The sequence below is a fragment of the Sorangiineae bacterium MSr11954 genome (genome assembly GCA_037157815.1).
Taxonomy (GTDB): domain Bacteria; phylum Myxococcota_A; class Polyangia; order Polyangiales; family Polyangiaceae; genus Pendulispora; species Pendulispora albinea.
Genome location: CP089984.1, coordinates 7,035,352 through 7,047,365, shown reverse-complemented (window position 1 = coordinate 7,047,365; position 12,014 = coordinate 7,035,352). Strand labels below are relative to the sequence as shown.

Genomic DNA, 12,014 nt, shown 5'->3' with positions numbered 1-12,014 from the left:
GAGGCTCCTTCGTTTCGTCTCGTCGTCAAGGCCCGGCCACCGCGAGCGGCGCACCTCCGCCGTCGGCGCAGCAGCGAAAGCCAATCGAATAATCGTGATAATCGAAGCCATGCGCGATGGTTCGATAGGCGCAGCCGGTGCCGTGCTGCTCGGTATCCAGCCAATATCCACCTTGGAAGGTGCCGTTGGGATCGGCCGTCCACTCGTGCAGATTCCCCACCATGTCGTAGACACCGTAATCATTGATGCACGAGGCATACGCGCCCGTCTTTGCCACCGTGTCCTCGAGCTGATTGAGCCGCGGATCGTTGAGCTCCAAAAGCCCCCAGCCGCGCTTCATCTCCGCCGCATGGTAAACGAGCATCGGCGCCGCCCCGCGGTCGTGGCACGCGCGCGGCTTCACGGTGGGGCCGTAGGGAAACGCATACCCCTCGCTCCCGCCGCACGCGGCCCTCCACTCCACCGGCTTGCACAGCCGCTTTCCGGCTTGCTCGCACGCCGCCGCCGCCTGAAACCCGCTGATGTACGCCTGCGGCATCACCCCCGCGCGACTGCGTGCAATATACATATGTCCCGGCTCGAGCAGCTCGTAGTGGGCATGCTCCCGCCACGATCCATCCGCCGCCCGCTCCTCGACCGAGGCCTCGTACCGATCCACGCAAAAGCGCCCTGCGATGGGCACCATCTCGTTCGGACACCGCAGCGATGGGCGGCTCGGCAAGAGCGCACCGTCGTCGACCGGGTGAAACCTGCCCGGGGCAAACCGCCCGATGACGTTCTCGATGGTCCCCGGCGCGCCCGCGCCCAAGCGACGCGGCTTTGCCGGCTTCGAAAAAGCCGGCGCCAGGGCCGCCAGCGCCACCCGAACCTGCTCGCGCGAGGCGGGCGGCGCGTCCTCCGGTGTGGCCGCGCGAAGCTCCCGAACCCCGAGAGCAAGGAGCGCCGCCGCCGGCAAGAGCGCGATCCGCAGGTTCGTGGATCGGCTCGGGCGCATTCCCGTAAGGTGCATCAGAACGCGCCAGGAATCCAGCTACCCCTCGGAGCCGCCGCGCAAAGGTGCTCCAATCGATTGAAAGTAGCGACTTGGCGGGGCGCCGAGCATCCGCTTGAACATGCTGGTGAACGCCGCTGGGCTCTCGTAGCCAAGCTCGAGCGCGACCGTCGTCACGGCTTCCCCGGTGGCCAGCCGCGGCATCGCCGCGAACAAGCACGCCTGCTGGCGCCACGCCGCGAAGCTCATTCCCGTCTCCACCCGAAACAGACGCGTAAACGCCCGCCGGCTCATTCCAAGCTCGCTGCGGACATGATCGATCGTGTCGTGGGCCGAGGGCTGCTCCAGCATGCGATTGCAAATCGCGCCGAGCTTCTCGTCGCGCGGGAAGGGGAGGGAAGGCGGCAGCACCGGTTTGAGCCGGCGAAGCTCCTGGAGGAGCAGCGCCATGACCAGCCCATCGCGGCTCGGGGGATCGTACGAGAGCGGGACATCGATGGCCTCCAGGAGCAAGCAGCGCATCAACGGCCACATGCCCACCACCTGGCATGTCGTGGGCAGCCCCGGGGCGGCGTCCGGTAGAATGTAGACGCTGCTCGTGGTCAGCGGCCCCATGGTCAACTGCACGCTGTGCAGCTCGCCCGCCGGGAGCCACACCGCGCGCTCGGGGGGAACCATCCACGCACCGTGCTCGGTGGTGACGCGCATCATCCCCGAGGCGCTGTACAGAAGCTGCGACCTTCGGTGCGAGTGCGGCTGTACGACATGGTTCGCCGGGTACTCGTTGCCGATGGCGATGATGGCTTGCGGGAGCCGATCGTAGTCCTCGCGATAGGACGCATTTCTCATGATGGCCCACTCTCGCAACAACTTGACCCATCCACGCCGGCAGGCCTCATCGCACGGACTATTGTGGTGCTAGCCCGCGCTTTGCCAAGAGCGAACCGCGCTTTGCCCGCGCGGGCGGCGCTTTGCCGCGCGCATCGCGAACAAACGCGAACGGCATGAGGAGACCACGTTGAACGAGACGGTCGCAGGTTTGCAAAGCCCCACGCGCCAAGCTAGCAAGACGGCCTTCACGGTTCTGTCTGCCATCAGCTTTTGCCACTTGCTCAACGACATGATGCAGTCGTTGCTGCCGGCCATCTATCCGATGCTGAAAGAGTCCTACGACCTCAGCTTCGGTCAGATTGGACTACTTACGTTTACATACCAGCTCACGGCGTCGCTGCTCCAGCCCCTCATCGGCCTGTACACCGACCGCAAACCGAGCCCCTACTCCTTGGCCATTGGAATGGGCTTCACCCTGGTCGGGCTCGTCCTTCTGTCGGTGGCCAGCTCCTTCGGCATTTTGCTGATTGCCGCATCCCTCATCGGCACCGGCTCCTCGGTCTTTCACCCCGAGTCCTCGCGTGTGGCGCGTATGGCATCGGGCGGGCGCCACGGGCTCGCACAATCCCTCTTCCAAGTGGGCGGCAACGCCGGCTCCGCGATTGGCCCCCTGCTCGCGGCCATCATCATCTTCCCGCGGGGCCGCGCGAGCGTCGCCTGGTTCGGCCTCGCCGCCCTCCTCGGCATGTTCGTCCTCACCCAGGTGGGCCACTGGTACAAGAGCCGCGCCGCCCATCCGCGCAAAGCCGCGCTCGCAGGTGAGGGTGCGGGCGAAGGCGACGACCGCCCCCAACTCTCCCGCGCCGCCGTCCTCGGGGCCATCTCCGTCCTGCTCGCCCTCATCTTTTCCAAGTTCTTCTACATGGCGAGCCTCACCAGCTATTACACCTTTTACCTCATCGACCAATTCCACGTCTCCGTACGCAGCGCCCAAATCCACCTCTTCTTCTTCCTGGGCGCCGTCGCCGTGGGCACCATCATCGGCGGCCCGCTGGGCGATCGTTTCGGTCGCAAGTACATCATCTGGGTATCGATCCTCGGCGTCCTCCCGTTCTCCCTCTTCCTCCCCTACGCCAACCTCTTCTGGATCGGCGTCCTCACGGTCCCCATCGGCATCATTCTGGCGTCTGCCTTCCCCGCCATCATCGTCTACGCCCAAGAGCTCATGCCGGGTAAAACCGGCACCGTCGCCGGCCTTTTCTTCGGCTTTGCCTTTGGCATGGGCGGCATTGGCGCCGCTGTCCTCGGCCGCCTGGCCGACGCGACCAGCATCACCTTCGTCTACAAAGTCTGCTCCTTCCTCCCCCTCATCGGCCTCCTCACCGGCTTCCTCCCCAACATCGAAACCAACCCGTCGAAGCCCGCCACCGCCTCCAAGTGATCTCTCTCTCGAAATGAGACCTCTCGAGCTGATTTATCTCGAGTTGAGCGAGATTTAAGGTTCGAGGATGCCCCACCCGCCATCGTCGGGTGGGGCGACCGTCCGGGTCACGGAGGTAAGGCTGGTTCCCGTGCCGCGGGCGCCGAAGCGCTCGACCGGCCCGAGCTCCACGGCCACGCGATAGGCCCGCGCCGCGCGCGAGCGGCTCCGCGCCGAGGACATGCCGGTAGAACGCGTTGGAGCGCTCCCAGTTCGAGACGTGAATCACCACGTGATCGAGCGCGGCGTGCGCCATGGCGCGAACATGGGAAACGGCTCGAGCAGGGCAGGACGCGCCCTCGAGCCATAAAACGGCTTATGCTCGCGCCCGATTGTGAGCCTTATCCGTATGGGGATTTCTTCGCCCGCTTGAATTGGACGAAAAGGGGATATGTCCTATTCTCCAATGTGTGCGAACACGGGGGGGATCATCCGAGCTCGATAGCGCAAGCGGTAAGAACTCCGCGGTCGCGCTATTATCATGTTTGGCCATGCTGCTCGGGGCTGCTGCGTGCAGCAGCGGCAGCGAAGCAAAACCCGGGGCCGATCGCGACGGCGGCGTGATCGACATTTCCGGGGACGACGCGGGCGGTGCCTTCGGCGAGGCGCCCACGTGCCCTCCGTCGCAACCCGGTATTCCCATCATCACGTTGCCCAATACGTGGACGTGGATCCCCGTCCCCGAGGCAAAATGCCGCGACGGCAAACCGACCGGCATGGGCGTGCGGTTGAAGCCGGGCTCGAAGAAGCTCTTCATCTACCTTCAAGGAGGAGGCGCCTGTTTCAATGGCGCGTCGTGCGGGCTCACCGCCTCGAGCTTCGATCGCGGAGGCTTCGACTCGTGGAAGGATACGTACGGGCACTGGGGCATCATGAACGATGCAAACCCCAAGAACCCGGTCAAGGATTGGAGCGCCGTCTTCATCCCATATTGCTCGGGCGACATTTTTGGCGGGAGCGTCGAGAGCGCCAATGTCCCCTCCGGCCCGCCGAATCAGCGGTTCACCGGGGTGGCCAATATGAACGCGTACTTGAAGCGCATCATCGGGACGTTCTCCGACGTCGATCAGGTCCTGTTGACGGGCAGCAGCGCCGGCGGCTATGGCGCGTCCGTCAGCTACGATCGGGTCGCCACCGCGCTCTGCCCGCGCCCCGTGGTGCTCATCGACGACGCAGGACCGATCCTGTCCGATAGTTACTTTGCGCCGTGTTTGCAGAAGCGGCTGCGCGGTGTTTGGAACCTCGACGCGACCCTGCCGTCGGGCTGCCGCAGCTGCGGGGGCGCCGACGCGTCGGTCGGCGGCGGGATGGTGAACGCGGTGCCGTATGTCATTCGCCAGTTTCCGAAAGGTCGATTCGGGTTGATCTCGTCGAATCAGGATTGGTCGATTCGGCAATTCATGTCGTTCGGCGAGAACAACTGCGCGGCCCTCGACGGCATCCCGCTCGGGTACGACGGCGCCAAATTCTCCAAAGGCCTGCTCGAGCTTCGCGACGTGTACTTGAAGCCCGCGGGCAACGCGGGCACGTATTTCGTTTCCGGCGATACGCACACGTTCCTCACCACCGACGCGTTCTTCTCCACCACCGTGCAGAACGTCGCGCTCCCCGATTGGGTCGCGGGGTTGCTCCGCGGCGACAAGCCGGGGCACGTGGGACCCTGACGCGCGGCTTCGGGGAGACTTAAATCCGTCTGTACTGAAATGAAGGTGCGAAGGGCGCGCTTCGAGGGAGGGGAAGCGCGCTCGAGGCCCGCACGAACCGCGAAGAAACAAGCGGGTTGCGAAGGGGACGTTCCGCTCCCACCGCATTGGGTTAGTATTTTCGAAGCCCCATGACCCAAGACCTGGACGACAAGAAAGCGCATCAATCCGGAGCTGGAACGGAAAAGCCCGAGATGAATTTGGGCGGCGGCGAGCTGGGGGCCGAGATCCGCCGCGTCGCCGAGAACGTGGAGCGCCGGTTCCAGACGGGCCGCCGCGTCCTCTCGTTCGCCGAATACCTCGACCTCTTCGCGACCGATCCCGTGCGCTACGCGCGCGACGCGAGCCGCTACCTGCGCGACGTGTTCGACCACTACGGCACGACCAAGATCGAGCACCCGTGGGGCAAGTTCACCCGCTACAACCTCTTCGATCTTCCGTGGGAAGGCGGCGGGCCGGGCAAGCCGCTCCCGCGCGGCGCGCTCATCGGACAGGAGCACGTGCAGGAGGAGATGTACCGCTCGCTCTCCAACTTCGCGCGCGAGGGCCGGCCGAGCCGCTTGGTGCTGCTCCACGGGCCCAACGGATCGGCGAAGAGCACCATCGTGGGGTGCTTGATGCGCGCGCTCGAGCACTACTCGACCCTCGACGTGGGGGCGCTCTACCGCTTCAACTGGGTCTTCCCCTCGAACAAGACGGTGCGCGGCTCGCTCGGCTTCGGAAAGAAGGCCGAGAGCGGCGGCTCGTCCACGTACGCCCATTTGGCCGACGACGAGATCGACGCGAAGCTCCTGGTCGAGGTGCGCGACCATCCTTTGTTCCTCTTTCCGCTCGAGGAGCGCAAGCAGCTGCTCGAGCGGCTGTTCGCCGCCACCAAGGAGCCCCCGAGCGACTGGATTTTGCGCGGGCAGCTCTCGCACAAGAGCCAGCAGGTGTTCGAGGCGCTGCTCTCGAGCTACGACGGCTCGTACACCGAGGTCCTCAAGCACGTGCAGGTGGAGCGCTACTTCATCTCGCAGCGGTACCGCACGGGCGCGGTCACCATCGGCCCGCAGATGAGCGTCGACGCCGGCGAGCGGCAGATCACCGCCGATCGCTCCTTGGCGGCCCTGCCGGCGTCGCTCCAAGCGGTGACCCTCTACGAGGCCAAAGGGGAGCTGATCGAGGCGGCCGGCGGGCTCCTCGAGTTCAGCGATCTGCTCAAGCGGCCGCTCGACGCGTTCAAGTACCTGCAGCTCTCGGTGGAGACCGGCGAGGTCGCGCTCTCGCAGCAAAATGTGCAGCTCAATTGCGTGATGATGGGCAGCGCCAACGAGCTGCACCTCGATGCCTTCCGCGAGCACCCGGAGTTCGCCAGCTTCCGCGGCCGCCTGGAGCTCGTTCGCACGCCGTACCTCCGGAGCTACATCCAGGAGCAGACCATCTACGACGCGCACGTGGCGCCCCAGGTGCAGCGTCACGTGGCGCCGCACGCCACCATGATGGCCGCCATGTTCGCGGTGCTCACGCGCATGCGCAAGCCGAACCCCGATCGCTACAGCCGCACCTTGGGGGCCGCGCTCTCGACCCTCACCGCGGTGGAGAAGCTCGATCTGTACGCCACCGGGCGCATCCCCGAGCGCCTCGACACCGACGCGCAGAAGATCCTGCGCGCCAATGTGCCCGACGTGTTCGACGAGAGCGATCCGTACCCCATTTACGAAGGGCGCATCGGCGCCAGCCCGCGCGAGATGCGGGTGGTGCTGCTCGACGCGGCGCAGTCGCCCAAGTACAAATGCCTCTCGCCCATCGCGGTGCTCGAGGAGATCGAGAACCTCTGCCAGCGGCGCGGCGAGTTCGAGTGGCTCCAGCAAGAGGCCATCGCCGGCGCCTACCACGACGTGCGCGCCTTCCAGGAGGCGCTGCACGCGCGCTTGCTCGACAGCTGGGAGCACGAGCTCTACTCGACCAGCGGCTTGGTCGACGACGAGCGCTATGCGGAGCTGTTCGAGCGCTACATCCAGCACGTGAGCGTGTGGGTGAAGAAGGAGCGCATCCGCAACCGGGTCACCGGCGAGTACGAGGAGCCGGACGAGAAGATGATGCGGGAGGTCGAACGCCTGCTCGACGTCAAGGGCGAGCCGCAGGAGATGCGCAAGCAGATGATCAGCGCCATCGCGGCCTGGGCCATCGACCACCCCGGGCAAAAGATCGAGCCGTCGATCATCTTCCCGCACCATTTGAAGCGGATGCGCGATGGCATCTTCGGCGAGCGCCGCCCGGCCGTGGCCCAGCGTGCGCGCGACATCGAGCGGCTGGTGCGCGACGAAGGTGCCGGGCTCGACGACACGCGCCGGCGCAACACGGAGAGCACCATCGATCGGATGATCGCGCGCTTTGGCTATTGTCGCGAGTGCGCCGCCGACGCGATGAGCGTGCTCGTACGAAGACGTTTCGGCGACGTTTCGTAAGTTCGCGCGCGCTTCCGCCGAGGTCGCGCGCGCTTCCGCCGAGCTTGACCTCAAGTACACTCATCGGAGCTCATGACGTCGGTTGTCGAAAAGGCGGCGCTCACCCGCGAGGTTCGAGCGCTCGCAGGGCCTGCCATCGTGCACTCGCTGCTGCAGACGATGGTGTTCGTCGTCGACCGGATCATGCTCGGGCACCACTCCTCCACCTCGCTCGCGGCCATGCAGATCGCCGGGCCCCTGGAGTGGTCCGTGTGGAGCGTGTTCGCGGCCTTCGAGGTGGGGACCATCGCGCGCGTGGGGTTTCACGTGGGCGCGCGCGATCGCGAACGCGCGCGCCGCGCCGCCATTTCCTCGCTGTCCACCGCCTTCGGCATGGGGCTCTTGCTCGCGGTCATCGCGCCTTTGTTCGTGGGGCGCATCGAGGTCCTGGCGCCCAACTCGTCGGCCGAGGTGGTGGAGGCCGGGCGCGATTACCTGGAGGTCGCGATGGCGGCGTCGCCGGTGGTGTTCGTGGCCACCGCGGGCATCGCCGTCCTGCAGTCGGGCGGCGATACGCGCACCCCGCTCGCCATCGGCGTGTTCTCCAATTTGGTGCATATTGCACTCAATCGGCTGCTCATCTTGGGCGGGCTGGGGCTGCCGGCGCTCGGCACCCGCGGCGCGGCCATCAGCACGGCCTTGACCTTCGCCTTGGAGGCGGCGCTCACCATCGCCGCCTTGCTGCGCGCGAGCGATCGCGTCTCCTTGCGCGGCCCGCTGGCGCGCCTCGGGGACTACCTCGACGAGGCGAAGGACATGGCGCGGGTGGCGGGGCCCTCGCTCATGGAGCGGATCCTCTATCAGACGGGGTTCATGCTCTTCGTCGCCATCATCTCGCGGCTGGGCGACGCGTCGATGGCGGCGTACCAAGCGCTGATGGCGGTCGAGTCCATCTGTTGGCTCTCGGCCGACGGCTTCGGCATCGCCGCCGCCGCGCTCTCCGCGCAGAAGCTGGGCGCGCAGCAGCCGGCCGCCGCCGAGACCAGCTCGCGCATCGCCGTGCGCGATGGCGTGGTGCTCCTGAGCCTCTTCGGCGCGGTGTTCGCCCTCGGTCGCGGGCCGGTCCTCACGGTCTTCACCTCCGATCCGGCGGTCATCGCCGTGGGGGTGAGCGCGCTGCCGGTGCTGGCGCTGGCGCAGCCCTTCATGGCGAGCGCGGTCGTTATCGGCCAGGCGCTGCGCGGGGCAGGGTTCACGCGCGACGTGTTGTTCATCAGCGCGCTCGGCTCGCTCGCCGTCCGCCTCGCCTGTACCTGGTTCTTCGCCATCACCCTGAACTTCGGGGTGGTGGGCGTGGTGATGGGATCGACCGCCGATTGGTGCGCGCGCGCCACCTTGCTCGCGCTCGTAGGCCGCTCGCGCGCCAGCAAATTGAAGCTCGCTGGCGTAGACTGAGGGGGTGACCTCCCTCGTCGACACGCACTGCCACCTGGATCCCGGTTATTTCCCCGACAGCGGCCAGGCCGCCATCGCGCGCGCCCAGGCCGCTGGCGTGGCCGGCTTCGTCGTCGTCGGGGTCGGCGCCGATCTCGCGCCGGCGCGGCACGCCGTCGAGCTCGCGCGCGCGCGCCCCGCGTATGTCGCGGCCGCGGTGGGGATCCACCCGCACGACGCCACCAGCCTGAACGCCGCTTCCTTCGACGAGCTCTCCAGCCTGTCGCGCGATCCATCGGTGGTGGCCGTGGGCGAGATCGGCCTCGACTACCACTACGATCACTCGCCCCGCGAGGTGCAGCGCGCTGCTTTCGCGCGGCTCATCGGTCTCGCGCGCGAGGTCCAAAAGCCCATCGTCATTCATACGCGGGAGGCCGCGCACGATACGCTCGCCATCTTGGAGGCGGAGGGGGCGAGGGACGTGGGCGGCGTGATCCATTGCTTCAGCGAAGATCGAAACTTCGCCGCGCGCGCGCTCGACATGGGGTTCTACTTGTCGTTCTCGGGCATCCTCACCTTCAAAGGCGCCAAGAGTGTGCACGATGTGGCCGCGTGGGCGCCGGAGGATCGCATCCTCGTCGAGACCGACAGCCCGTACTTGGCGCCCGTTCCGCTGCGCGGAAAATCGTGCGAGCCCGCGTACGTGATCCACACCGCGCAGCGCCTTGCCGAGCTGCGCAACGTGCACATCGCGCGTATCGCGGAGGCCACCAGCGCCAACGCGGCGCGAGCGTTCCGCCGATCCTTCGCTGCCCCATCGCGTGCGGGTGGCGCGGGTAGCTGAGGGCGCGCATACTTTCCGAGCACGTTGGCTCGATCGTCGTTCCTCTCGCCCCTGCTCCGAACCCCGGGAATGGCTCAGGCCCTGAGCTGGGGTGCGTCCATCACCGTCCATGTCGGGATCGTCTTGGGCATCGGCTGGCTCGCGTACCACTCGCTGCGCGCGCGACCGGCGGAAAATCCCGAGGAGACGCCGGCCTTGGCGCCTCTGGCGGTGGAGCTCCCCATCGTCTCCGAGGGGACATTGACCGCCGATGAGGTGCTCGAAAAAGAAGGCACGGTGCCGCACCCCTCGGGCGGCGCCACCGTGCCCCGCATCGACGACGGCCGCCTTGGCCACGGTGGAACGGGGCGCGTGCCCTCGCCCGCCACGCACTTGAGCGATCGCGACGAACGCTTGTCGCTCACCCCGGATTTGATCAGCCATTTGGATCGCGATCAGCAGCAGCGCCTGCGCACCGCGTCCGATCGCGCCTCGTGGGAGGACCGCCGCGCCACCACGCACCCCATGGAGCTGACCTTCCTCGCGTCGGGCACCGGCGATCGCGCCGAGCGCCGAGCGCCCACGCCGAGCGATCCAAGCCTGGGCGCGCGCGCGGCGCACATGGCGGAGGTGGCCGGCGCGCACCTCGGCGCCGCCGAGCACGAGCCGGGGCCGGACCTGGTGCGCATGCCCGTCGGCGCCTCGCGCGAGGGCTCGCACGCGAGCTCGCCCGGCATCGGCGTCGACGATGGCAGGGTCGGGCCCGATCACCGCGCCTCCGCGAATGTCGCGCGCGGGCGGCCCGACGTGACCTTGGGTCCGGTCACCATCCCCGCCACCGAGCACTCGCGCGAGCGCGACGACGTGGACAGCGATCAATCCGTCGCCGCCGCGGTGCGCTCCATCGTTCACGCGAGCACCGCGGGCGGCATGGCCGGCGAGGGGAACGGCGGAACCAGCGGCGGCGGCGCACCCGGCGCGGGCGCGGCCACCGGCATCGGCTCCCACGCCATGCCCCTCGGCACCGGCGAGGGCGATTACTTCGATTTGAACTCGAGGGATCCGCGGGTCATGCCCTACTTCCGGCGCCTGCACGCGAAGCTTCACCCGCTGTGGGCCAACGCCTTTCCACGCAGCGCCCTGCTGGAGCTGAAACAGGGCCTCGTCATCCTGGAGTTCACCATCGAACGCGACGGCTCCGCCCGCGTCTCCTGGCCGCCGCTGCGGCCGAGCGGCATCGACGAGTTCGACCGCAACTGCGCCGACGCCATCCGCAAAGCGTCTCCCTTCGAGCCCATTCCCAAAGAGCTCGGCCGCACCCGCCTGCGCATCCGCGCGCCGTTCGAGGCGCAAAATCCCATCGTCAAATGACGACTCCCGATCACGCCGCCGTCGGCGCCTCACGCGATGGGCGCGCCGCCGCCTCCGTTGAGTGGGGCGCGGTCTCGAACAGGTTGATCGTGTACGCGCGCATGGCTTTGCGAATGAACGAATACATGAGCGGCATCAAATAGCGGTGCGCGAACGGGAGCCGCGCCGCCAGATCGGGCTGCGGGTTCAAGAGCGTGCGCGAGTCCAAGAGGCGAAGACCGAGCGACTCGAGCTCGCGCGGCTCGTCGCAGGCCCACGTGAAGCGCGCTTCCATCTTTTTCATCACGTCGTGGCGATGCTGGTTGGCTAAGATGTGGCGGCCCGCCGTGTCGAAGGCGATCCGCGAATCGGGGAAGGCGCGGGCGATGTTCGTCAGCGCATGGCGCACCTCGGCGCCGGTGAGGTACATGAACACCGCTTCGACCACGAAAAAGTAGGGCCCTGGCGCGTCTCGGACGATGGCCTTCCAGTCCTCGTCGAGCACCGACGCGGCGACCAGCCGGCGTCGTTCGGTCTCTTGGAAGAACTTTCTCCGCAGGTCCATCGAGTCCGGCAGATCGAGATCGACCCAGTGGATCGTTCCATTGTCGAGGCGCTCGAAGCGCGTATTCAGCCCCGCCCCTACTTCGATGACCGTCCCCTCCGGGTTTCGAGCGATGAACGCCCGAATCCATTCGTCCAACATGGCCGTTCGAAGCACGGACCCATAGAGGCTTCGCGCGCTATCGAATTTGCGAAAGTCGTAGTCGATGGCGTCCACCATGGCCACCGCCTTGGGATCGCGCAGGAGGGCGCGCTTCTTTCGCGTCTCCTGCGCGCGCCCGTAGAGCGGAATGAGAAGGGTTTCCTGCACGGCGCCCAGGCGAACGGATTGCGGCTTCATGGCGGGTTTCAAGGTGGCCCATCACGATGAAAATGCAAATCAATTTCATTTTTCCACGAGCGTGCAAGT

At 66.9% G+C, this 12,014-nt stretch carries 10 protein-coding genes; 6 read left to right on the top strand and 4 right to left on the bottom strand.

Annotated elements, in window-relative coordinates; all coding sequences use genetic code 11:
* Positions 1-25: 25 nt before the first annotated feature.
* Positions 26-994, bottom strand: coding sequence for a formylglycine-generating enzyme family protein (locus tag LZC94_27300; protein ID WXB11556.1), 969 nt, complete (start codon positions 992-994; stop codon positions 26-28).
* 36 nt (positions 995-1,030) lie between these two features.
* Positions 1,031-1,840 carry a helix-turn-helix transcriptional regulator gene (locus LZC94_27295; protein ID WXB11555.1) on the bottom strand — a complete coding sequence of 270 codons (810 nt, stop codon included), beginning with the start codon at positions 1,838-1,840 and terminating at the stop codon, positions 1,031-1,033.
* Between the two features lie 169 nt (positions 1,841-2,009).
* On the opposite strand from LZC94_27295, the gene LZC94_27290 reads away from it, so the two are divergent.
* Positions 2,010-3,263 carry an MFS transporter gene (locus LZC94_27290; protein WXB11554.1) on the top strand — a complete coding sequence of 418 codons (1,254 nt, stop codon included), beginning with the start codon at positions 2,010-2,012 and terminating at the stop codon, positions 3,261-3,263.
* Positions 3,264-3,317: 54 nt separating this feature from the next.
* Here LZC94_27290 and LZC94_27285 read toward each other — a convergent pair whose 3' ends face one another.
* Complete coding sequence (locus LZC94_27285; protein ID WXB11553.1) at positions 3,318-3,485, bottom strand: hypothetical protein; 168 nt, start codon at positions 3,483-3,485, stop codon at positions 3,318-3,320.
* 308 nt (positions 3,486-3,793) lie between these two features.
* Here LZC94_27285 and LZC94_27280 point away from each other — a divergent pair, with 308 nt between their 5' ends.
* The 5 genes from LZC94_27280 to LZC94_27260 all read left to right on the top strand — a co-directional run bounded on the left by LZC94_27280 (position 3,794) and on the right by LZC94_27260 (position 11,062).
* A complete protein-coding gene (locus LZC94_27280; protein ID WXB11552.1) occupies positions 3,794-4,966 on the top strand; it encodes a pectinacetylesterase family protein in 1,173 nt (390 codons plus the stop codon).
* A 170-nt stretch (positions 4,967-5,136) separates the two neighbouring features.
* Complete coding sequence (locus tag LZC94_27275; protein ID WXB11551.1) at positions 5,137-7,455, top strand: serine protein kinase PrkA; 2,319 nt, start codon at positions 5,137-5,139, stop codon at positions 7,453-7,455.
* A 72-nt stretch (positions 7,456-7,527) separates the two neighbouring features.
* Positions 7,528-8,889 (top strand): MATE family efflux transporter, encoded by a 1,362-nt coding sequence (locus LZC94_27270; GenBank protein WXB11550.1) that lies wholly within the window; start codon positions 7,528-7,530, stop codon positions 8,887-8,889.
* A gap of 4 nt (positions 8,890-8,893) precedes the next feature.
* The gene (locus LZC94_27265) at positions 8,894-9,712 is read left to right on the top strand and encodes a TatD family hydrolase (protein WXB11549.1); all 819 of its coding nucleotides are present in this window, start codon (positions 8,894-8,896) and stop codon (positions 9,710-9,712) included.
* 69 nt (positions 9,713-9,781) lie between these two features.
* Entirely contained in the window at positions 9,782-11,062 is a 1,281-nt protein-coding gene (locus tag LZC94_27260) for an energy transducer TonB (protein WXB11548.1), read from the top strand.
* A gap of 10 nt (positions 11,063-11,072) precedes the next feature.
* On the opposite strand, the gene LZC94_27255 is transcribed toward LZC94_27260, so the two are convergent.
* Positions 11,073-11,945 (bottom strand): class I SAM-dependent methyltransferase, encoded by an 873-nt coding sequence (locus tag LZC94_27255; GenBank protein ID WXB11547.1) that lies wholly within the window; start codon positions 11,943-11,945, stop codon positions 11,073-11,075.
* Between the last annotated feature and the right edge of the window lie 69 nt (positions 11,946-12,014).

Bases quoted from the DNA above. Each gene is read 5' to 3' on its own strand.
- LZC94_27300 (WXB11556.1), bottom strand. From the start codon at position 994: ATGCGCCCGAGCCGATCCACGAACCTGCGGATCGCGCTCTTGCCGGCG.
- LZC94_27295 (WXB11555.1), bottom strand. From the start codon at position 1,840: ATGAGAAATGCGTCCTATCGCGAGGACTACGATCGGCTCCCGCAAGCC.
- LZC94_27285 (WXB11553.1), bottom strand. From the start codon at position 3,485: ATGTCCTCGGCGCGGAGCCGCTCGCGCGCGGCGCGGGCCTATCGCGTG.
- LZC94_27280 (WXB11552.1), top strand. From the start codon at position 3,794: ATGCTGCTCGGGGCTGCTGCGTGCAGCAGCGGCAGCGAAGCAAAACCC.
- LZC94_27275 (WXB11551.1), top strand. From the start codon at position 5,137: ATGACCCAAGACCTGGACGACAAGAAAGCGCATCAATCCGGAGCTGGA.
- LZC94_27270 (WXB11550.1), top strand. From the start codon at position 7,528: ATGACGTCGGTTGTCGAAAAGGCGGCGCTCACCCGCGAGGTTCGAGCG.
- LZC94_27260 (WXB11548.1), top strand. From the start codon at position 9,782: ATGGCTCAGGCCCTGAGCTGGGGTGCGTCCATCACCGTCCATGTCGGG.
- LZC94_27255 (WXB11547.1), bottom strand. From the start codon at position 11,945: ATGAAGCCGCAATCCGTTCGCCTGGGCGCCGTGCAGGAAACCCTTCTC.